This window comes from Rhizobium sp. CF142 (assembly GCF_000281145.1).
Lineage (GTDB): Bacteria > Pseudomonadota > Alphaproteobacteria > Rhizobiales > Rhizobiaceae > Rhizobium.
Genome location: NZ_AJWE01000114.1, coordinates 1 through 22135, shown reverse-complemented (window position 1 = coordinate 22135; position 22135 = coordinate 1). Strand labels below are relative to the sequence as shown.

The window sequence follows — 22135 nt, the reverse complement described above, 5'->3', positions numbered from 1 at the left end:
CGGCGCCGATGGTTGTTCCCAAGCTAAATCGAAGGCGTCATGTGAAACGATAAGAATTGCTGCGAAACCTGATCAGTTCTTGGTCAGGAATTCTCCATGATGGCGAGGCGCGCAGTCCGGCAATTCTTTGGGTCGGAGTGATTAAGACTACATGAGAAAACTGATTGTTGTTGCTGCAGCATGCGTTGGCATGGTGCTGGCGGGAAATAGCTTTGCCTTCGCGAATGACTGGGGCGTAAGAGCCGATGCGCCCGTGAAGAAAGTGGAACGCCAGCAGAAAGTGGAACGTCCGCAGAAGGTGGCGCGCCAGCAGAAAAAGGCAGAGCGCCCGGTGAAGACAGCAGAGCGTCCGCTGAAGACGGTCGAGCGCCAGAGTGGTTATCCCGTCGCCAATGATTCCGGTAATTCCTATTCGGCGCTGATCAGCAAATATGCCAATCAGTATAATGTGCCGGTTGCTCTCGCCAATGCGGTCATCCGTGTCGAAAGCAATTTCAATCCGAACGCCCGCGGCAGCCATGGCGAAATCGGCCTGATGCAGATCAAGCCAGCGACGGCCCGCATGATGGGCTATTCCGGCGGTGCCAAGGGCCTGTTCGATCCGGAAACCAACATCAAATACGGCATGAAGTACCTGGCCGCCGCCCACGATCTCGGTGGCGGGCAGACCTGCAATACTATCCTCAAGTACAATGCCGGCCACGGCGCGACGCGCATGAACCCGGTCTCCAAGTCCTATTGCGGTAAGGTTCTTGCGATGCTCTGAACCGGAAGCGCTTGTCTCCGACAAGCGCCGGATGATTCAGAACGATTGCCATGTTATCGCTAGCCTTTAGCGAGGTGAGATATGGCAATTGATTTTAAATTCATCGTCATTGGCCGCGGCATGATGGGTGCCGCGGCCGCAAAATATCTGGCGCGCCAGACGGACGGCGTTGCCGTCATCGGGCCGGACGAGCCTGAAGACCGCAAGGCGCATGCAGGCGTCTTCGCCAGTCACTATGACGAAGGCCGCATCACGCGCACTATCGATCCGGACCGCGATTGGGCCTTGCTCGCCAATCGTTCCATCGCCCGCTATGGCGAGATCGCCAAAGAGAGCGGCATCGATTTCTACACAGAAGCGGGCTGCCTCGCAGTCGCGCCGCCTGAAAGTGCCAATCTTACCGATAGAAGGCGTGCGGGCGTCTCGCTCGATATCGAAACTGCGTCCTTTGATGAAGCGGGATTGAAGCGGCAATTTCCCTTCTTTGCCTTTCCCGCCGGCAGCGTAGGTCTGTTCGAGACAAAGGGAGCCGGCCATATCAGTCCGCGCAGGCTGGTGAAAGCGCAGTCGTTGCTTGCCGAGAAGGCGGGGGCGACTGTCATTCGCGACCATGCGATTTCCATCCGCGAGGAGGGTGGGGTAGTGGTCGTGACGACGGCTGGTGACTCCATCCATCGGGCCGAGAAAGTGCTGCTGGCGGCCGGTGGTTTTTCCATTTCGCAGAATCTCTTGCCGCAATCGGTTGATATGACGGTTTACGGGCGCACCGTCACCCTGTTCGAAGTGGCGGAAGAGGACGCGCATCGCTTTGCCGGCATGCCGTCGCTGATCCTCGATGCGCCCGGCATCGATATCTACCTGTTGCCGCCAATCCGTTATCCCGATGGCAAGCTCTATCTGAAGATCGGCGGCGATCCGGACAACCTGGTGCTCCGCAATGATGTGGAGATGCGCGCCTGGTTCCGAGCCGACGGACGTGAGGTGGCGCGCGAGCATCTGAAGAGCATTGTCGATCGTATCGTGCCGGAACTCAAAGCGCGTTCAATTTCTTCCGCATCCTGCGTCGTCTCCTATACGAAGAGCCGTTATCCGATGATCGGCTATACCGCTTCGCCGCATATTGCCGTCCTGACAGGTTGCATGGGAACCTCCGCCAAGAGTTCTGATGAGATCGGCAGGCTGGGAGCCGAACTCATTCTGGCAGGCAGAATCAACGACCAAGGCTACGCCACGGATTTCGCACCTTATTTCCGTTAAGTCTGGTTCCCATATTTCGTTGGCATTTGCGGGCTTCCTCGTTTAAGGGAGCCCCTGCCAGTTGGCCGGGCAGCCGCGCTTTACCAATGCCGAAAGGCGGTAGGGTGAGGAAAGTCCGGGCTCCACGGAAACACGGTGCCGGATAACGTCCGGCGAGGGCGACCTCAGGGAAAGTGCCACAGAAAGCAAACCGCCTGTCTTGACAGGTAAGGGTGAAAGGGTGGGGTAAGAGCCCACCGCATCTCCGGCAACGGATATGGCACGGTAAACCCCACCGGGAGCAAAACCGAATAGGGATGACGCGGTTGGCGAAAGCCTTCCGGCCTGTTTCTGGGTCAGTCATCCGGGTGGGTTGCGTGAGGCAGCGTGCAAGCGTTGTCCCAGATGAATGGCTGCCACGTTCCGGTTCGCCGGAGCCATACAGAACCCGGCTTACAGGCCAACTGGCGATTAACTCCTGCGGCATTTCCTTGGCTGCAGATTTCAATTTTTCCCCGTCAAGCCATTGAAATGTCAAGAAGCGAGGCCAGGTCTCACGAGGCCTGCGCCGTCAGGCTTCGCCTTTTGCCGGACGGGTTCAGGTGGTGTTTGAGAATCGCTTTCCTAACCCTTTGTTAAACTTAACAGCTTATAAATGTTTGATACTGCGCCCACCTCAAAATGGGCTCATCCCATTGACGCCCATATGGTCCCATGCTATCCCAAATGCGCACTGCACCAGGGCAATCATCTGCCCATTCATCGCAAAGCAAAGGCGTCTTCCTCTCTGGGGGCGTCGGAAGAATGACTGTTCTTCCGGCTTGCGGAGCTGTGCGTGACTTTGAGGGATTCGGGCGGCTGAGGGCTTTCCGGGCTCTTTCGGAAACGGATGTTTCGTGTCATGAGCCGCTTCCTTTCGAATGCGACCAACAGGATCGATACCAAGGGCCGGGTTTCCGTGCCGGCGGCGTTTCGTTCCGTGCTGGCGCAGCGCAATATCCAGGAGCTCTATTGCTTCCAGGATTTTGTGTTTCCGGCGATCAGCGTCGGCGGCCCGGATCTTCTGGAGAGGTTCGAGCGGCAGATTGCGGCGGAAGATCCGTTTTCGCCGGATGCAAACGAGATGTCGCTTCTCATTCATGGGGGCGGGGTCTTCATGAGGCTCGACGCCGAGGGGCGGTTGATGGTCACGGATTTCATTCGCGACTTCACCGGTATTTCGGACGAAGTGACCTTCGTTGGTCGGGCAGATCACTTTCAGCTCTGGCAGCCGCAAGCATTCGTGGCCGCACAGGCACAGGCACGAGGGGAGCGCAAGCTGGCGGGCAAGCGTTCCTGAACGAACGAGGGAACGGAATGGCGGCGAATCCTGGCGGAGGTTCAACTGAAGCCGGTGGCGGACCGGTTCGCCACATTCCGGTTCTTCTCAAGGAAGTGCTTGCGGCGCTGGAGCCTTTTTCCGGCAAGGTCATTCTCGATGGCACCTTTGGTGCGGGTGGCTATACCTCCGCCATTCTCGATGCAGGTGCCGATGTGATCGCGCTCGATCGCGATCCGACGGCGATTGCCGCCGGCCAGGCGCTCGTCGCTGCTCATGGCGGTCACCTCAAGCTCATCCATTCGCAGTTTTCGCAACTTGCCGATCATGCGCCCGATGGCGGGCTTGATGGCGTAGTGCTCGATATCGGCGTTTCCTCCATGCAGATCGATGAGGCTGAACGCGGCTTCTCGTTCCAGAAGAGCGGCCCGCTCGACATGCGTATGTCGGCTGCGGGCGTTTCTGCCGCCGATGTCGTCAACCGCGCCAAGGTCGCCGATCTCATCCGGATCTTCCACTATCTCGGCGAAGAGAGCCAGGCGCCGCGCATTGCGCATGCTATCGAAAAGCGCCGCGTCGAAAAGCCCTTCGAGACGACGCGCGATCTCGCCGGCCTGATCGAGCTGGTGACGCCGCGCAAGATGAAGGACAAGATCCATCCGGCAACGCGGGTCTTCCAGGCGCTGCGCATCTTCGTCAATGACGAGCTCGGCGAGCTGGCGCAGGCGCTGTTTGCCGCCGAGCGGTCGCTGAAGCCCGGCGGTCGCCTCGTCGTCGTCACCTTCCATTCGCTGGAAGATCGCATCGTCAAGAAATTCTTCTCCGATCGCGCCGGCAAGGCGTCGGGTTCGCGCCACCTGCCCATTGCGCATGAGCGCGCCGCGACCTTCGAGCCGGTCGGCAAGTCGATGGTTTCTGCCAGCGAAGAAGAAGCTCAGGCCAATCCGCGCGCCCGTTCTGCCAAGCTGCGCGCCGGCCAGCGCACCACTGCTCCCGCTGAATCCGAAGATATGTCGCTCTTCGGTTTCCCAAATCTTGCCAGCCTCGGAAAGCTTGGAGGTTGATATGCTGAGAACGTTCGATCTTGTGCTCATCGGCATCATGACGGCGACCGCCGCCGTTACCTACACGATCAAGCACCGCGCCGAGCTGAAGCTCGAGGAGGTTCGCCGCCTCGAAGCGGAGATCAAGCTGGAAAAGGACACGATCGATCTCCTGAAGGCCGACTGGGCCCTGCAATCGCAGCCGAACCGGCTGGAGCGGTTGGTCAATGCCTATAACGGCGAGCTGCAGCTGCAGCCGACTGATTCGACCTCACTTGCCCATGCGCGCGAGCTGCCGATGCTGAAATCGCAGGTTCCGCCGCCTGACGTTACTGAAGCTAAGGTTGGGGACGCTAAGACTGGCGCCAAGTCGGTTGCCGCAGCCAAGTCGCAGCCGATCCCGATGCCAGCGCCCCGCGAAGCCGAAGACGCGGATCAGATCGAAACGGGAGCGCTGGAATAATGTCCTTCCTTTCCCGCATCATGGTGCTGAAGAGCCAGGCGCATTTTTCCGCCGGCGTCTACGACCGTTTCGGCGCGCCCTCGGGTATGGCGATCGAAGGGTCGCGCAAGCGCAAGGCCGGGCAGGCCAGGAGCCGCGTCGGCCTGCTGATCGTCGGCTTTACCGCCCTCTATGCGGTCATCGGCGCCCGTATGGTTGAATATGCGATGAAGGAACCGGAATCGGTCTCGTCCATCCTGCCGCCCGATCGGCTGATGGCATCGCGCCCCGATATTGTCGACCGCAACGGCGAAGTGCTGGCGACCGACATCCGCACCGTTTCGCTGTTTGCCGAGCCGAACAAGATCGTCGATACCGACGAGGCCGTAGAGAAACTGCAGACGGTGCTTTCCGACCTCGACGTCAAGGACACCTACAAGAAGCTTGCAAACCGCACCTCGCATTTCGCCTGGTTGCGCCGCCAGCTGACGCCGAAGCAGCAGAGCCAGATCCTGGCGCTTGGCATTCCCGGCATCGGTTTCCGCCCGGAAAAGCGCCGCTTCTATCCGGGTGGCGCGACGGCCGCGCATATCCTCGGCTATGTCAACATCGACAATCGCGGCGTTGCCGGCATGGAGAAATATATCGACGATCAAGGGCTTGCCGATCTCGCCTCGGTCGGCATGACGAGCAACCAGTCGCTGGAGCCGGTGCGCCTTTCGATCGATGTACGCGTGCAGGCGATCGTGCGCGATGTCGTCGCCAATGCCGTGGTCAATTACAAGGCGAAGGGTGCAGGTGCCGTCGTGCTGGATGCCCATACCGGCGAAGTGCTCGCCATGGCGTCTGCGCCGGATTTCGATCCGAACAATCCGCAGGAAGGCTCCAAGGACGGCTGGCTGAACCGCATGTCGAACGGCACGTTCGAGATGGGCTCCACCTTCAAGACCTTCTCCACCGCCATGGCGATCGACAGCGGCAAAGTCTCGCTGAAAGACAGTTTCGACGCCACCAACCCGATCCGCATCGGAGGCTTCACCATTCACGACTTCCACGGCCAGCGCCGCTGGCTGACTGTTCCGGAAATCTTCGAATATTCCTCCAACATTGGCACGGCGAGAATGATCGATATCGTCGGCATGGAGATGCAGAAAGACTATCTGACGCGCTTCGGCCTGCTGACCAAGATGCAGACCGAGCTGCCGGAGGTGAAGATGCCGAGCCAGCCGCGCGTCTGGAAGAAGATCAATTCCATTACGATCTCCTTCGGCCATGGTGTGGCGACGACGCCGCTGCAGACGGCTGTCGCCGGTGCCGCGCTCATCAATGGCGGCAAGCTGATCGAGCCGACTTTCCTGCCGCGCACCCGCGACCAGGCCGATGACGTGGCCGAGATGGTCGTCAAGAAGGGGACAAGCGACGACATCCGCTATCTCTTCAAGCTGAATGGCCAGAAGGGCTCCGGCCGCAACGCCGACGTGCCCGGCTTCAATGTCGGCGGCAAGACCGGTACGGCCGACAAGGTCGTCAACGGCCGCTATGCCAGCAACCTGAATTTCAACGCTTTTCTGGCGGCGTTCCCGATCGACAATCCGAAGTATGTGGTGCTGACCTTCTGCGACGAACCGCTTGACGGCGAGCAGCATCAGCGCATCGCCGCCTATACGGCGGCACCCATGGTCAAGAACATCGTGCGCCGCGCTGCCCCCATCCTCGGCGTCGAGCCGGAATTTGGCGAAGACGGTTCGGCCTTGTTGGTGTCTTATTGAGTGTGAATCAATGTCGGTGTCGATTCGTAAGGGGCGGTCGACCTGAACCAGAAAAGTGCATTCGATGAAACTGCGGGACCTCGCCGGAAATGCGTTTCCGGAACTCAAAGCTGAACTTGAAGGACCGGCCGGGGCGCTGGATATATCAGGATTGTCTTCGGACAGCCGCAAGATAACACCCGGAATGGCTTTCGTGGCGATTGCCGGTTCCAAGGCCGATGGCGCGGGCTTCATCGCCGATGCGGTTGCCAAGGGGGCTACCGCCGTCATCGCATCGCATGCGGCCGAGACCTCCGTACCGGTTCTGGTCGTTTCCGAGCCGCGCCGTTTCCTCTCCGTTGCAGCTTCGCATTTCTACGGCCGCCAGCCGGCGACGATGGTTGCGGTGACGGGCACGGCCGGCAAGACCTCGGTTGCTTCCTTTACCCGGCAGATCTGGGCACATGCCGGTCATGCGGCCGCCATGATCGGCACGACCGGTGTCATCTCGCCGACACGCAATGAATATGGCTCGCTGACGACGCCTGATACCGTATCGCTGCATGAGCTGCTCGCCGAACTCGCCGATGAAGGTGTGACGCATGCCTCGATGGAGGCTTCCAGCCACGGCCTCGACCAGTATCGCCTCGACGGCGTGAAACTCGCGGCCGCTGCCTTCACCAATCTCGGCCGCGACCATATGGATTACCATCCGACGGTCGAAGACTATATGGCCGCCAAGATGCACCTCTTCGACCGGGTGCTGCCGAAAGGTTCGCCGGCCATCATCTTCGCCGACGATCCGTGGTCGGAGCAGGCGATCAAGGCGGCGACGGATGCCGGCCACGATGTGCGCACGGTTGGGCGCAAGGGTGCCTATCTGACGCTGAAGCGTGTCGAGCATTTCCGTCACAAGCAGGTCGCGGAAGTTCATGCCGAAGGCGAGATCTTCGAAGTCGATATTCCGCTTGCCGGCGATTTCCAGATTGCCAATGCGTTGGTTGCTGCGGCGCTCGCCATGTCGACCGGCGTTCCCGCAAAGGTCGCGATGGCGGCACTCGAAAAACTGCAGGGCGCTTCCGGCCGTCTTGAGTTGGTCGGTCATACCAAAGACGGCGCACTTGCCTATGTCGACTATGCGCACAAGCCCGACGCCCTGGAAAATGTGCTAAACTCGGTCCGTCCGTTTACGACGGGCCGGGTGATCGTCGTGTTCGGCTGCGGCGGCGACCGCGATCGTGGCAAGCGGCCGATCATGGGCGAGATCGCCTGCCGGCTTGCCGATGTCGTCATCGTCACCGATGACAATCCGCGTTCGGAGGAACCAGCGGCGATCCGTGCCGAGATCATGGCGGCGGCGACATGCGCTTCGGAGATCGGCGACCGTGCCAAGGCTATCCGTGAAGCGGTTCTGCAGCTGAAATCCGGCGATACGCTGATTGTTGCCGGCAAGGGACATGAAGAGGGGCAGACGGTCGGCAGCGTCACGCTGCCGTTTTCCGATCATGCCGAAGTGCGTAAGGCTTTGGAGGAGCGGGTACCATGAACTGGCTCTGGACCACCGAAGACATGATCGCCGCGATGGCGGGCCGTCCGTTCGGCTCGCTGCCGCAGGGGATTACCGGCATTTCCATCGACAGCCGCTCGATTGCGCCCGGTGAAGCCTTCTTCGCGATCAAGGGCGACCGCGTGGATGGGCACGATTATGCTTCGATGGCGATGGCAAACGGCGCGTCGCTGCTTGTCGTGAGCGAAGCACGCCTGCCGGCCATGGGGCGCCTGACGGTACCTATGATCGTGGTCGAGGACGTGCTTGCCGCGCTCGGCAAGCTGGGACTGGCTTCGCGCGAGCGTTCGCGAGCGAAGATCATCGCTGTCACCGGTTCGGTCGGCAAGACGACGACGAAGGAGATGCTGCGCCATGTGCTCTCTCCCTCCGGCAAGGTCCACGCATCCGTTGCGTCCTTCAACAATCACTGGGGCGTACCGCTGACTTTGGCGCGCATGCCGATCGATACCTATTTCGGGGTCTTCGAGGTGGGCATGAACCATCCGGACGAGATCCGGCCGCTGGTAAAGATGATCCGCCCGCATGTCGCAGTCATCACAACGATCGCGCCGGCCCATCTCGGCAATTTCCAGAACGTTCAGGAAATCGCTGCCGCCAAGGCGGAGATCTTCGAGGGACTGGAGCCAAACGGCGACGTCATCCTCAACCGCGACAACGATCAGTTCAATTTCCTGGAGCAAACCGCCCAGGCGCTTGGCATCACGAAGATCCATTCCTTCGGTCAGCATGCCAAGGCCGACTTCCGGCTGGCTGAATTCAACGGCTCGGACGAAAGCTCGACGCTCTGGATGACGGTTGGAGGGGATACCAAGGAAGTGCGCATCGGCGCACCCGGACGCCACATCGCCGAAAATGCGCTGGCCGCGTTGGGCGTGGTGACGATCGTCGGCGCCAGCCTCGACAAGGCAATCGAAGCGCTCGCGACACTGAAGCCGGAAAAGGGCAGGGGCAAGCGCTACAGGCTTCCGATCGGCAATGGCAGCTTCACGCTGATCGACGAAAGCTATAACGCCAATCCGGCCTCCATGCGCGCGGCGATCGCGCTGCTTGCTACAGCCGAACCGACCGGCCGCGGACGCCGCATCGCCGTGCTCGGCGACATGCTGGAAATGGGCGAATTTGCTGAGCAGGTGCATGCAGATCTTGCCGGCCCGCTGCTGGCCGCCGGTCTCGAACATGTCTGGCTCGCAGGCCCCGAGATGGTGGCGCTGAAGGAATCGCTTCCCGATAGCGTCGCGGTCGAGCATCGCGAGACGACGGAAGAATTGCTGGAATTCGTATCGAACTCGGTCGCGCTTGGCGACGTGTTGATGGTGAAGTCGTCTCTGGGGATCGGTTTCGGCAAGATTGTCGCCGCGCTCCTTGACAAGTACCCGCCAGTTTCAGACACGCAACGCGAACTATGATCGGGTAAAAGGGGCCTTGAATGCTGATTTGGCTAGTTGAACTGTCGGAATATTTCAAATTTCTGAATTTGTTCAGGTACATTACCTTCCGGGCGGGTGCCGCTCTTTTTACCTCCGCTCTGATCGTCTTCCTCTTCGGGCCTGCTATCATCAACTCGCTGCGCATCCGGCAGGGTAAGGGCCAGCCGATCCGCGCCGACGGGCCGCAAACGCATTTCAAGAAGGCCGGTACGCCGACCATGGGCGGCCTTATGATCCTTGCCGGCATCGTCGGCGCGTCGCTGCTCTGGGCCGATCTTTCCAATGTCTATGTCGTGGCCACGCTGCTCGTGACGCTCGGCTTCGGCGCCATCGGCTTCTATGACGATTATCTGAAGGTCACGAAGCAGAGCCACAAGGGCTTTTCGGGCAAGGCGCGTCTCGGCATCGAGTTCATCATTGCCGGCATCGCCGTCTATTTCATGATGCGCACGGCGCTCGTCTCGGGTCCGGCAGGCTCCACCTTCGGCTCCTCGATTGCATTTCCCTTCTTCAAGGACTTCCTGATCAATATCGGCATCATGTTTGTCGTCTTCGGCGGCTTCGTCATCGTCGGCGCCGGCAATGCCGTGAACCTGACCGATGGCCTCGACGGCCTTGCCATCGTGCCGGTCATGATTGCCGCCGCCGCCTTCGGCATCATCGCCTATCTCGCCGGTAATGCGGTCTTTGCCAATTACCTGCAGATCAATTTCGTGCCCGGTACCGGCGAGCTTGCCGTCGTGCTCGGCGCCGTTATCGGCGCGGGCCTCGGCTTCCTTTGGTTCAACGCCCCCCCGGCGGCGATCTTCATGGGGGATACCGGGTCGCTGGCGCTCGGCGGCACGATCGGTACGGTTGCCGTTGCCACCAAGCATGAGATCGTCATGGCGATCGTCGGCGGCCTCTTCGTCATGGAAACCCTCTCGGTCATCATCCAGGTCGGCTTCTTCAAGATGACTGGCCGGCGCGTCTTCCTTATGGCGCCTATCCACCACCATTTCGAAAAGAAAGGCTGGACAGAGAGCCAGGTGGTGATCCGTTTCTGGATCATTGCCGTCGGCCTTGCCATGCTCGGCCTCTCTACCCTGAAGCTGCGGTGAGGCGGTCATGATCCCGGTCACGACGCTTGCAGGAAAGAAGGTCGTTCTCTTCGGTCTCGGCGGCTCAGGTCTGGCCACGGCCAAGGCGCTCGTCGCCGGTGGCGCCGATGTCACTGCCTGGGACGACAATCCCGACAGCGTCGCCAAGGCTTCCGCCGATGGTATCATCACCGCCGACCTGCATACGATCGACTGGAGCGCGCAGGCGCTCTTCGTGCTTTCACCCGGCGTGCCGCTTACCCATCCGAAGCCGCACTGGACCGTTGATCTCGCGCGTGCTGCCGGCGTCGATATCGTCGGCGATGTCGAACTCTTCGTGCGCGAGCGCCGTGCTCATGCTCCCGATTGCCCCTTCATCGCCATCACGGGGACCAACGGCAAATCGACGACGACGGCGCTGATTGCCCATATCCTGAAATCGAGCGGCCGTGACACGCAGCTCGGCGGCAATATCGGCACGGCTGTGCTGACGCTCGATCCGCCGAAGAGCGAGCGCTATTTCGTCGTCGAATGCTCTTCCTACCAGATCGACCTTTCGCCGACGCTCAATCCTTCGGCGGGCATCCTGCTCAACCTGACGCCCGACCACCTCGACCGGCACGGCACGATGCAGCACTATGCCGACGTGAAGGAACGGCTGGTCGCCGGCAGTGATGTCGCTGTTGTCGGCGTCGATGACAGCCATTCGGCGCTGATTGCCGACCGCATCGAGCGGGCAGGGGTGAAGGTTATCAGGATCTCCCGCCGCAATGTACTGGCCGACGGTATTTATGCCGAAGGCACGAAGCTCATACAGGCAGCGAGTGGCGCCATGCTGCCCTTCGTCGATCTCGATGGCATCCAGACGCTGCGCGGCAGCCACAATGCACAGAACGCGGCTGCCGCTGTCGCCGCCTGCCTTGCGGTGGGTGTCTCCACCGAGGATATCCGTGCGGGGCTGGCATCCTTCCCCGGCCTCAAGCACCGCATGCAGCCGGTTGGCCGGCGCGGCAATGTCGTCTTCGTCAACGATTCCAAGGCGACGAATGCGGATGCTGCGGCTCCGGCACTTTCGAGCTATAACAGGATCTACTGGATTGCCGGCGGATTGCCGAAGGCCGGCGGCATTACGACGCTTGCGCCCTATTTCCCGCGCATCGCAAAAGCCTATCTGATCGGTGAGGCGGCGGCGGAATTTGCCGCGACGCTCGGCGAGGCGGCACCCTACGAAATATCAGGCACGCTGGAACGGGCCGTGGCGCATGCCGCAGCTGACGCCGAAAAGGATGAAACCGGTCCCGTGGCCGTGATGTTATCCCCGGCTTGCGCAAGCTTCGACCAGTACAAGAACTTCGAAGTCAGGGGCGATGCCTTTGTCGGCCATGTGGCCGCCCTTGACGGCGTGACGATGCTGATCAATTCGGCAACAGGAGGCAAATGACATGGTGAGCCGCGCGGAACGTGGAGCATTGGCCGATTGGTTCTGGACCATCGATCGCTTTTTCCTGGCGTTGTTCCTCTTCCTGATGGGCATCGGCTTCATGCTCTCCTTTGCGGCTTCGCCGGCGGTTGCCGAGCGCATCGGTCTGGAACCCTTCCACTTCGTCAAGCGCCATGCCGCCTTCATGATCCCGTCGATTGCGGTCATGCTTGGCCTCTCCTTCCTGACGCCGCGCCAGGTACGGCGCACCGCGATCATCCTGCTGATCGTGGCACTCGCCATGATGCTGCTGGTGCTGTTCTTCGGCCAGGAGGTCAAGGGCGGCAGGCGCTGGATCTGGATCGCCGGCCTTTCCATCCAACCGTCTGAATTCATGAAGCCGGCCTTCGTCGTGGTCTGCGCCTGGCTCTTTGCCGAACATGCACGCCAGCCGGAGATACCGGGCAATCTCTTCGCCATCATCCTGTTCGGCATCGTCGTCGCCCTGCTCGTGGCGCAGCCTGACCTAGGCCAGACGATCCTGACGACGGCCGTCTGGGGCGGCATGTTTTTCATGGCCGGTATGCCTTGGCTCTGGATCATCGTGCTGGGTGTCGGCGGCGCCGGCGGCCTCGTGACCGCCTACTACGTTTTCCCGCACGTGGCGGGCCGAATAGACAAGTTCCTTACCGGCGAAGGCGATACGTTCCAGATCGATACCGCCCGTGAGGCGATTATCCGCGGTGACTGGTTCGGCCAAGGGCCGGGCGAAGGCATCGTCAAGCGCATCATTCCGGATGCGCATACCGACTTCATCTTTTCGGTCGCGGCCGAGGAATTCGGCATCGTCTTCTGCATCGCACTTGTCGTCATCTTCACTGTGCTGGTGCTGCGCGGCCTGTCGCATGCCTATCGCGAACGCAACGACTTCAATCGCTTTGCCGTCGCCGGCCTCGTGCTGCAGATGGGCATCCAGTCGATCATCAATATCGGCGTCAATCTCGAACTGCTGCCGGCCAAGGGCATGACGCTGCCGCTGATTTCCTACGGCGGTTCGTCGATGGTGGCTATCTGCGTGACGGCCGGCTTCATTCTGGCGCTGACGCGCCATCGCCCGGAAAAACGTGCGCAGGACCGGAGCCTCTTCCGCGTACCGCACGGCATGCCGGCGGAGTAAGGGTATTATGAGCAAGGGCATTGTCCTTCTTGCCGCCGGGGGAACCGGCGGCCACGTCTTTCCGGCGGAGGCGCTTGCCTTCAAGCTGAAGGAGCGCGGCTATTCCGTGCATCTCGTCACCGACAGCCGCGCCGAGCGTTATGCCGGCAAGTTTCCGGCTGACGAGATCCATGTCGTGCCGTCGGCAACGATCGGTTCCAAGAATCCCGTGGCCGTTGCCCGTTCTCTGTGGAAGCTCTGGACCGGAATGCGCAGCGCAAAGCGGCTGATCCAGCGGCTGAAGCCTGTGATCGTCGTCGGCTTCGGCGGCTATCCGACCGTGCCTCCGCTGCTTGCCGCCACGCGCCTCGGCGTGCCCTCCATGCTGCATGAGCAGAATGCCGTGATGGGGCGCGCCAACAAGGCGCTTGCACCGCGTGTCAGGGCAATTGCCGGCGGCTTTCTGCCTGAAAGCGGCGGCACTTTTTCCGACAAGACGGTTGCGACCGGCAATCCCGTGCGGCCGGCCATCCTTGCTGCGGCCGAACAGCCTTACATGCCTTCGCATCCGGGCGAGGATTTCAATCTCGTGGTCTTCGGTGGCAGCCAGGGCGCGCAATATTTCTCCAAGGCGATGCCGACGGCCATCAGCCTGATCGACGATGCGCTGCGTGCGCGGCTGAAGGTGACGCAGCAGGTTCGCCCTGAAGATATGGATATGGTGCGCGGCTGCGTGGCGCAGCTGCAGATGGGCGCGGATATCGCGCCGTTTTTCAACGATATGGCGGAGCGTCTTGCCAAGGCGCATCTGGTCATCTGCCGCTCCGGCGCCTCGACGGTTTCGGAAATTTCGGTGATCGGCCGTCCGGCCGTGCTGGTGCCTTATCCGCATGCGCTGGACCACGACCAGGCGGCCAATGCCGCAGCGCTGGCAGCAACCGGCGGAGCCAAGGTAATTGCCCAATCCGAGCTTTCGCCCGAGCGTATCGCCTCTATCCTGACGCATGTCATGAACGATCCGGAAAAACTTGCGAGCATGGCGGCTGCCGCCAAGCTTGCAGGAAAACCGGATGCAGCGAACTTGCTTGCCGACATGGTTGAGGCTATTGCCGCCGGTAAGACAGTTACAGAATTCAAGGGGGCACGCGCATGAAGCTGCCAAAGGCGATCGGCCTTGTCCATTTCATCGGCATTGGCGGTATCGGCATGAGCGGTATCGCCGAGGTGCTGCATAATCTCGGCCACAGGGTGCAGGGATCGGATCAGTCCGACAGCGCCAATGTTCAGCGTCTGCGTGACAAAGGCATCGAAGTCTTTGTCGGCCACAAGGCGGAAAACCTCGGCGATGCCGAAGTCGTTGTCGTGTCGACCGCGATCAAGAAGAGCAATCCGGAACTCATTGCCGCACGCGAGAAGCTGCTGCCGGTCGTGCGCCGCGCTGAAATGCTGGCCGAGCTGATGCGCTTCCGCAATGCGATTGCCATCGGCGGCACGCATGGCAAGACAACGACCACGTCGCTCGTTGCCACGCTGCTCGAAGCCGGCGGGCTGGATCCGACGGTCATCAATGGCGGCATCATCAATGCCTACGGCACGAATGCACGCATGGGCGAGGGTGAGTGGATGGTGGTCGAGGCGGATGAGTCCGACGGCACTTTCCTGAAGCTGCCGGCTGATGTGGCCGTCGTGACCAATATCGATCCTGAGCATCTCGATCATTATGGTAATTTCGACGCCGTCCGTGCTGCCTTCCGGCAGTTCGTCGAGAATGTCCCCTTCTACGGCTTCGGCGTCATGTGCCTCGATCATCCTGAGGTTCAGGCGCTGGTTAGCCGGATCGAAGACCGCAAGGTCATCACCTACGGCGAAAACCCTCAGGCCGATGTGCGCTTCATGAATGTGCGTATCGACGGCACGCGCTCGATATTCGACGTTGAAATCCGCCGTCGCCGCACCGGCCAGGTCATCAAGCTTGACAATCTCGTCATGCCGATGCCCGGCCGTCACAATATCTCGAATGCCACGGCGGCCATCGCCGTCGCCAACCGGCTTGGCATGTCCCGCGAGGATATTGCCAGGGGGCTTGCCTCCTTCGGTGGCGTGAAGCGTCGCTTCACGCTGACCGGCGAATGGAACGGCGTGCAGATTTTCGACGATTACGGCCACCACCCGGTCGAGATCAAGGCGGTGCTGCGCGCCGCCCGCGAGGCCTGCAAGGGCCGTATCATCGCCGTGCATCAGCCTCACCGCTTTACCCGCCTCTCGAGCCTGTTCGAGGAATTCGCCGCGTGCTTCAATGATGCGGACAGTATTTTCATCGCGCCTGTTTATGCAGCGGGCGAGGATGCGATCGAGGGCGCGGATTCGGAATCGCTGGTTTCCCGTATCAAATCGGGTGGGCATCGCGATGCGCGCTTCCTTCCTTCGGCGGAAGCTCTACCGCAGATGGTAGCAGAGATTGCAAAACCCGGAGACTTTGTAGTTTTGTTGGGTGCTGGTAGCATTACATATTGGGCAGCGGCGCTGCCGAAGCAGTTGCAAGACCTTTCAGGAAAATCCGCATGAAACAGGTTAACGGGGAAAAGCTTCTTGCCTCTCTTGGAGAAGGCGTAAAGGACATTCGCGGCCGATTGACGCCGGATGCCCCCATGGACCGCGTCACCTGGTTCCGCGCCGGCGGTCTGGCCGAGCTGATGTTCCAGCCGCATGACGAGGACGATCTTATCGCATTCCTGAAGATTCTGCCGGATGAAGTGCCTCTGACGGTGGTCGGCGTCGGCTCGAACATCCTGGTGCGCGACGGCGGAATTCCGGGCGTCGTGCTGCGCCTGTCGGCCAAGGGCTTCGGCTTTGTCGAACTCGCCGGCGAAAACCGCATTCACGCCGGCGCCATCTGCCCGGATAAGCATGTGGCCGCCATGGCAATGGACAACGGTATCGGCGGATTTGCTTTCTATTATGGCATTCCAGGTGGCATCGGTGGGGCTGCCCGCATGAATGCCGGAGCCAATGGGTCCGAAACGAAGGATCGTGTCATCGAGGTGCGGGCGATCGATCGCAAGGGCAACAAACATGTGCTGACGAATGCCGAGATGGGCTATTCCTATCGCCATTCGGATGCGGCTGATGATCTGATCTTCACCTCGGTGCTGTTCGAAGGTTATCCCGACGACCGCGCGAAGATCCGCGCCGAGATGGATGCCGTGCGTAACCACCGCGAGACGGTGCAGCCGATTCGCGAAAAGACTGGTGGTTCGACCTTCAAGAATCCCGAGGGGCATTCTGCCTGGAAGCTGATCGACGAGGCGGACTGCCGCGGTCTCGTCATCGGCAGCGCGCAGATGTCGTCGCTTCACTGCAACTTCATGATCAACATGGGGCAGGCGACCGGTTACGATCTCGAATATCTGGGTGAGGAAGTGCGCCGCAAGGTTTTTGAGACGGCGGGCATCAAGCTCGAATGGGAAATCAAGCGTCTCGGGCTCTTCATGCCCGGCCGCGAGGTTCGCCCCTTCCAGGGCGTCACGACAGAGTAAGAGCTATTTTACCGCAAGCCTTAAACCTTCGCGCGACGTGACAACGGGCGACCAGCTCAGCACGTCGCGCGCGTGGGATATATCGACCCGCAGAGAGCCGCAGAGGCGCTGATAGACGGCTTCCTTTCCCGTGATCTTGGCGGCCATGTGCATCAGGGACGGCGGGAAGGGTAGGAGCATCGGTTTGACGCTGAGGCCTGCGGCGATACCTTCGATCAATCCCGGCGTAGACAGATCCTCACCATCTCCTGCAAGGAATATTTCGCCAGCTGCCGCCGGATGCTGCATGCAGGTGATGATCAGGTCGACGAGGTTCTGTACCGCGACCAGCGTACGGCGGTTTTTCAGTGACGCGAAGGGCAGGGGCAGCTTCTTGCGGACAAGGCCGACGAGCAGAGCGAAGTTACCGCGCGCGCCGGGGCCATAAACCAGCGGCGGGCGGATGATGACGACGTCCATGCCGGTGCGGGCGGCGATCTCCCGAAGGCCGATTTCGCTTTCCATCTTCGAAATGCCGTAGGGATCGATCGGCTTCGGTTGGTCGTCGTGCCGGAACGGCCGGTCGTTTTCTTCGCCGTTGACCTTGATGGTGCTGATGAAGACGAAACGCTTCACGCCGGCGCGGGCTGCCTGTTCGGCGAGATTGAGTGTGGAGGCGGTGTTGACCCGGCGGAAATCGGCCAGCGGATCGACCGAGCGATCGTTCATGATGTGAACGCGGGCAGCAAGATGGACGATGACATTGACGCCTTCGAGCGCTGCGGTCCAATCAGTCTTCTCAGTGATATCGATTGGGAAATGCCTGATATCTGGCGGGAAGGCTGATGTCGGGGATCGTGTCGTGACTGCTACGTCGCAAATCCGCTCCCCGTACAGCCGTTCGACAAGAGGAGCGCCGACGAAGCCGGCTGCGCCGGTGACGAGGCATCGCATGATCTTCTCCCTGTTCCGCCCGTGAAGGTCCTCGCTAGCCGGAACCGCCGATCGCATCAATAAAAAAAGCCGCGACGGTGAACGTCGCGGCTTCCTGTTCAGGAAGAATGGGGTTCAGACTTCTTCGCGGCCAGACAGCCGGATGCAGATCAGCGAGATCGCAGCCGAAGCGGCGAGGTAGTAGCCGACATAGTTGAGGCTGTAGTTGGTCGCAAGCCAGGTGGCGATATAGGGGGCGAGCGAAGCCCCGAAGATGCCGCCGAGGTTGAAGGTCATCGAGGCGCCGGTGTAGCGCACCATGGTCGGGAAGGGAGCTGCCAGAGCAGCACCGATCGGACCATAGGTGAAGCCCATCAGGCCGAGGCCGATGATCGAGCACAGGAAGGCGCCCGTCAGGCCCGCCGTCAGCAGGCTCGCATAGAAGAAGCCGAAGATGGCGATGGCGATTGTCGTCAGGGTCAGGATCAGGCGACGCGAGTAGCGGTCCGACAGCCAGCCGGAAAGCGGGATCGTCAGGCCGAAGAAGACGACGCCGACGAGCTGGACGACCAGGAACTGCTCGCGCGAATAGCCGAGCCCGCCCTTTTCCAGAGGTGTGGTGCCCCAGGACAAAGTGAAGACGGTCATCAGGTAGAAGAGCACGAAGGTGGCAACGGCGATGAAGGTGCCGAGGATCAGGCTGCGCAGATGGCCGCGGAAGACGGTCGCGACCGGAACGGCGACACGCTCGTGTTTTTCGACGGCCTTCTGGAATTCCGGCGTTTCGGCGATCTTCAGGCGGACGTAGAGGCCGACGGCGACGAGCGCGAGGCTCGCGATGAAGGGAATGCGCCATCCATAGGCGAGGAAGTCCTCGTTGCTCATGGTTTCCGCCAGGATCAGGAAGAAACCGGAGGAGAGGATGAAGCCGATCGGCGCGCCGAGCTGCGGGAACATGGCGTACCAGCTGCGCTTGCCGGGAGGAGCGTTTTCGGTCGCGAGCAGCACGGCGCCGCCCCATTCGCCGCCGAGGCCGAGGCCCTGGCCGAAGCGGCACAGCGCCAGCAGCAGCGGAGCGGCGATGCCGATCGCATCATAACCCGGCAGGATGCCGATCACGACAGTCGACAGGCCCATGGTCATGAGCGCTGCCACCAGCGTCGCCTTGCGGCCGACCTTGTCGCCGAAATGGCCGAAGACCACGGCGCCGAAGGGGCGGGCGAAGAAGGCGATCGAGAAAGTCACGAGCGACTGCAGGAGCGCGGAGGTCGGATCACTCGAAGGGAAGAAGAGGTGCGGGAAGACGAGGACGGCTGCCGTCGCATAGACGTAGAAGTCGAAGAATTCGATGGTGGTGCCGATGAGGCTGGCGATCAGGACGCGTGCGGGGGAATTGACTTGCGTGCTGCTCGAAGGGCTCGGCGATACGGAGATCGCTTCTGTCATGTTCATTCCAATCAGTATTTTTATCGATTTGCTTGGGAGGTGTCGCTCTTAACGCAATTTTAAGGCTGAGAAAATGCCCGAACACGCAAGAATATGACGCCAGCGACATTATCCGCTGGTGTGCCCCGGCTCCCCGATGGGGGTATCCGTCTCCCCAGGCTCAGCGTTTTCTCAACCTTGCATCAGGCTTGTCGTGGGCTAGCCGTGAGCTTGACCGGAATCGAATTGTAACTGATTGATAAAGTGTTCTCTGGTTGAGAGAATTGAGGGGCATATATGCAAAAAAGTCTTGCTGCCGAGTTTCTCGGCACGTTCTGGTTGGTCTTCGGCGGATGTGGCAGTGCCGTGCTCGCGGCCGCCTATCCCGAACTTGGAATCGGTTTTGCCGGCGTGGCGCTGGCCTTTGGTTTGACCGTCGTCACCATGGCCTATGCCGTGGGCGGTATTTCCGGCGGTCATTTCAATCCTGCCGTCTCTCTCGGCCTTGTTGTTGCCGGACGTTTTCCTGCGGCGCGTCTCGTTCCCTATATCGTTGCACAGGTGATCGGCGCCATCGTTGCTGCCGCCGCGCTCTATGTCATCGCCAGCGGCAAGGCGGGTTTCGAACTCGGCGGGTTTGCCGCCAACGGATATGGCGAACATTCTCCGGGCGGTTATTCGCTGCTTTCGGCGCTGCTGATCGAAATTCTGCTGACGATGTTCTTCCTGATCATCATCCTCGGATCGACAAGCAGCAGGGTGCCCGCCGGCTTTGCGCCGCTTGCGATCGGCTTGGGACTGACGCTCATTCACCTCGTCGCGATCCCCGTGACGAACACCTCCGTCAATCCGGCACGTTCGACCGGGCAGGCGCTTTTCGTCGGCGGCTGGGCGCTGCAGCAGCTCTGGCTGTTCTGGATCGCGCCGCTCGCGGGCGGTGCGATTGGCGGCCTCGTCTGGAAATTCTTCGGCGATAAGGATTGATCGCAGAACATCGCTACATGCCATTGAACCTGCGTGGTTTTTCCGCGCGGGTTTTTTGTTTTCCATCGTGCTTGCGGCTTATTCGCGGTCATATTCGAGCGATCGTAACGGCAGAAAAATGAAGCACACAGCAAGGCGGAGTTAACGAAAGTAAACGATTCGTTAACCATAATGATGCTCTAATGCACCCAAGTCAGACAAAGGCCACGAACCGCGCAGAACAGCTCCGCGCAAGCCTCGATCCGACAGAGTGAAAGTTATTTTTGGGGGTGTTGATGAGTCGCGAGCACGTAGCTGTCCTGATGGGCGGATTTTCTTCGGAGAGGCCTGTCAGCCTTTCTTCGGGGAAGGCGTGTGCCGATGCTCTCGAAGGTGAAGGCTTCAAGGTGACGCGCATCGATGTCGAGCGCGACATTTCCGAGAAGCTCTCTGCCCTGAAGCCCGATCTTGTCTTCAATGCCTTGCATGGGCCTTTCGGCGAGGACGGCACCATCCAGGGCATTCTCGAATATCTGCAGATTCCGTATACGCATTCGGGCGTGCTTGCTTCTGCGCTTGCCATGGACAAGGCCCGGGCGAAGCGTGTGGCTGCCGCCGCCGGTGTTCCGGTTGCCGAATCGCAGGTGCTGAATCGCTTCTCGTTTCCGTCGGAGCATCCGATGAAGGCGCCCTATGTGGTCAAGCCGGTGCGCGAGGGCTCCAGCTTCGGCGTCGTCATCGTCGGTGAGGATCAGGCGCATCCGCCGCAGGTCATCGGTTCGCCCGAGTGGCGCTATGGCGAGGAGGTCATCGTCGAGCGCTACATCCACGGTCGCGAGCTGACCTGCGGGGTGATGGGTGATCAACCCATGGATGTCATCGAGGTGGTACCCCAGGGCCACAATTTCTATGATTACGACTCCAAGTATGCGTCGGGTGGCTCAAAACATGTCTTGCCGGCTAAAATTTCACCGAAAATTTACCAAAAAATACAAACATTGGCATTAAGGGCGCATCAAGCAATCGGTTGCCGCGGCGTCAGTCGGTCCGACTTTCGTTACGACGATCGTTTCTCCGAAGACGGCGAGATCATCTGGCTGGAGGTCAATACCCAGCCAGGCATGACTCCAACCTCCCTTGTGCCCGAAATGGCCGGCCATGCCGGATATTCCTTTGGTGCATTTCTCCGGTGGATGGTGGAGGACGCGTCTTGTTTGCGTTGACGGTCAAAAGGATAGGGCGCCCCAGCCGTTATGCCGAGCTTCCCGTTATGGAAGCCGACGAACGCCGCGTGCTGCCGCGTCCGCTGCGCCGCGTCGTGCGCTTCCTCGTCAGCCTCGGTAGCGGCCGCATCCATATCCCGGCCCACACGGGCACGATTTCCGCGCTTGGCTTCCTGGCTGCGACCGGCCTCTATGGCATGTCGCTCGGCGGTCATACGGAAGCCGTCGCACAGGCAACGACCAGCGCTGTCGGCTTTGCCATCGAGGACGTGAAGGTTTCCGGCAACAATCAGACCTCCGAAATCGAGATTTTGCAGCTTCTCGGCCTCGATGGCGCGACGTCGCTCGTTTCCCTCGATGTCGATGCTGCGCGCCAGAAGATCGCGCGCCTTCCCTGGGTCGAAAATGTCGAGGTCCGCAAGGTCTATCCGAAGACAATCGAGGTTAAGCTCTCGGAGCGCGCCGCCTATGCCATCTGGCAGCACGGCCAGGAGCTTTCGCTGATCGAGAAGAGCGGCAGCGTGATCGCGCCGCTTCGCGACAACAAATTCTCGACCCTGCCGCTTGTCGTCGGCCGTGACGCCGAAACGGCTGCGGCCTCCATCGAGGACGCCTTCGCCAAGTGGCCTGATGTCAAGGCTCGCGTGAAGGCTTACGTCTGGGTTTCCGGCCGTCGCTGGGATCTGCACATGGATAACGGTGTCGTCGTCAAGCTGCCGGAAGACGATCTCGACCAGGCACTCGCGACGCTTTCGAAATTTGACAAGGAACAGCAGCTTCTGGAGCGCGATATCGCTGCAGTCGATCTCAGGTTGCCGGATCGCACGACGATCCAGCTGACGCCTGAGGCGGCAGCCCGCCGGCAGGCGGC

General features: G+C 60.7%; 19 protein-coding genes and 1 other RNA gene. 18 read left to right on the top strand and 2 right to left on the bottom strand.

Annotated elements, in window-relative coordinates:
• The first annotated feature begins 151 nt into the window (after window positions 1–151).
• The 15 genes from PMI11_RS27965 (at window position 152) to murB (ending at window position 16741) form a co-directional block, all read left to right on the top strand.
• Complete coding sequence (locus tag PMI11_RS27965) at window positions 152–766, top strand: lytic transglycosylase domain-containing protein (protein WP_007824044.1); 615 nt, start codon at window positions 152–154, stop codon at window positions 764–766.
• Between the two features lie 81 nt (window positions 767–847).
• Window positions 848–2023, top strand: a complete 1176-nt coding sequence (locus tag PMI11_RS27960) for an NAD(P)/FAD-dependent oxidoreductase (RefSeq protein WP_007824037.1) — start codon at window positions 848–850, stop codon at window positions 2021–2023.
• Between the two features lie 57 nt (window positions 2024–2080).
• An RNA gene (rnpB, locus tag PMI11_RS36110) (RNase P RNA component class A) lies at window positions 2081–2474 on the top strand.
• A gap of 429 nt (window positions 2475–2903) precedes the next feature.
• The gene (gene mraZ, locus PMI11_RS27955; RefSeq protein WP_037072414.1) at window positions 2904–3341 is read left to right on the top strand and encodes a division/cell wall cluster transcriptional repressor MraZ; all 438 of its coding nucleotides are present in this window, start codon (window positions 2904–2906) and stop codon (window positions 3339–3341) included.
• Window positions 3342–3358: 17 nt separating this feature from the next.
• Window positions 3359–4384, top strand: a complete 1026-nt coding sequence (gene rsmH, locus PMI11_RS27950; RefSeq protein WP_007824033.1) for a 16S rRNA (cytosine(1402)-N(4))-methyltransferase RsmH — start codon at window positions 3359–3361, stop codon at window positions 4382–4384.
• A gap of 1 nt (window position 4385) precedes the next feature.
• Entirely contained in the window at window positions 4386–4826 is a 441-nt protein-coding gene (locus PMI11_RS27945) for a cell division protein FtsL (protein WP_007824026.1), read from the top strand.
• Window positions 4826–6574 (top strand): peptidoglycan D,D-transpeptidase FtsI family protein, encoded by a 1749-nt coding sequence (locus PMI11_RS27940; protein WP_007824025.1) that lies wholly within the window; start codon window positions 4826–4828, stop codon window positions 6572–6574. The genes PMI11_RS27945 and PMI11_RS27940 overlap by 1 nt, the downstream gene beginning before the upstream one ends.
• A gap of 64 nt (window positions 6575–6638) precedes the next feature.
• The gene (locus tag PMI11_RS27935; RefSeq protein ID WP_007824023.1) at window positions 6639–8099 is read left to right on the top strand and encodes a UDP-N-acetylmuramoyl-L-alanyl-D-glutamate--2,6-diaminopimelate ligase; all 1461 of its coding nucleotides are present in this window, start codon (window positions 6639–6641) and stop codon (window positions 8097–8099) included.
• The gene (locus tag PMI11_RS27930; protein ID WP_007824022.1) at window positions 8096–9529 is read left to right on the top strand and encodes a UDP-N-acetylmuramoylalanyl-D-glutamyl-2,6-diaminopimelate--D-alanyl-D-alanine ligase; all 1434 of its coding nucleotides are present in this window, start codon (window positions 8096–8098) and stop codon (window positions 9527–9529) included. Before PMI11_RS27935 ends, PMI11_RS27930 begins: the two co-directional genes overlap by 4 nt.
• A gap of 20 nt (window positions 9530–9549) precedes the next feature.
• Window positions 9550–10650 (top strand): phospho-N-acetylmuramoyl-pentapeptide-transferase, encoded by a 1101-nt coding sequence (mraY, locus tag PMI11_RS27925; RefSeq protein ID WP_007824020.1) that lies wholly within the window; start codon window positions 9550–9552, stop codon window positions 10648–10650.
• 7 nt (window positions 10651–10657) lie between these two features.
• The gene (gene murD / locus PMI11_RS27920) at window positions 10658–12070 is read left to right on the top strand and encodes a UDP-N-acetylmuramoyl-L-alanine--D-glutamate ligase (RefSeq protein WP_007824018.1); all 1413 of its coding nucleotides are present in this window, start codon (window positions 10658–10660) and stop codon (window positions 12068–12070) included.
• A gap of 1 nt (window position 12071) precedes the next feature.
• Window positions 12072–13226 carry a putative lipid II flippase FtsW gene (gene ftsW, locus PMI11_RS27915; RefSeq protein WP_007824016.1) on the top strand — a complete coding sequence of 385 codons (1155 nt, stop codon included), beginning with the start codon at window positions 12072–12074 and terminating at the stop codon, window positions 13224–13226.
• A 7-nt stretch (window positions 13227–13233) separates the two neighbouring features.
• Window positions 13234–14358, top strand: a complete 1125-nt coding sequence (gene murG, locus PMI11_RS27910; protein WP_007824014.1) for an undecaprenyldiphospho-muramoylpentapeptide beta-N-acetylglucosaminyltransferase — start codon at window positions 13234–13236, stop codon at window positions 14356–14358.
• Window positions 14355–15770 carry a UDP-N-acetylmuramate--L-alanine ligase gene (murC, locus tag PMI11_RS27905; protein ID WP_007824012.1) on the top strand — a complete coding sequence of 472 codons (1416 nt, stop codon included), beginning with the start codon at window positions 14355–14357 and terminating at the stop codon, window positions 15768–15770. Before murG ends, murC begins: the two co-directional genes overlap by 4 nt.
• Window positions 15767–16741: a UDP-N-acetylmuramate dehydrogenase gene (gene murB, locus PMI11_RS27900; protein WP_007824010.1), complete on the top strand. Its 975-nt coding sequence runs from the start codon at window positions 15767–15769 to the stop codon at window positions 16739–16741. Before murC ends, murB begins: the two co-directional genes overlap by 4 nt.
• 3 nt (window positions 16742–16744) lie before the next feature.
• Here murB and PMI11_RS27895 read toward each other — a convergent pair whose 3' ends face one another.
• Both PMI11_RS27895 and PMI11_RS27890 read right to left on the bottom strand, forming a co-directional pair.
• The gene (locus tag PMI11_RS27895) at window positions 16745–17674 is read right to left on the bottom strand and encodes a UDP-glucose 4-epimerase family protein (RefSeq protein ID WP_007824009.1); all 930 of its coding nucleotides are present in this window, start codon (window positions 17672–17674) and stop codon (window positions 16745–16747) included.
• Window positions 17675–17788: 114 nt separating this feature from the next.
• A complete protein-coding gene (locus PMI11_RS27890; RefSeq protein ID WP_007824008.1) occupies window positions 17789–19099 on the bottom strand; it encodes an MFS transporter in 1311 nt (436 codons plus the stop codon).
• A gap of 276 nt (window positions 19100–19375) precedes the next feature.
• On the opposite strand from PMI11_RS27890, the gene aqpZ reads away from it, so the two are divergent.
• The 3 genes from aqpZ to PMI11_RS27875 form a co-directional block, all read left to right on the top strand.
• A complete protein-coding gene (aqpZ, locus tag PMI11_RS27885; protein WP_007824007.1) occupies window positions 19376–20062 on the top strand; it encodes an aquaporin Z in 687 nt (228 codons plus the stop codon).
• Between the two features lie 275 nt (window positions 20063–20337).
• Entirely contained in the window at window positions 20338–21264 is a 927-nt protein-coding gene (locus PMI11_RS27880; RefSeq protein WP_007824006.1) for a D-alanine--D-alanine ligase, read from the top strand.
• Window positions 21252–22135, top strand: an 884-nt coding sequence (locus tag PMI11_RS27875; protein ID WP_007824004.1) for a cell division protein FtsQ/DivIB, incomplete at its 3' end; no start/stop codon positions are given. The genes PMI11_RS27880 and PMI11_RS27875, both read left to right, overlap by 13 nt.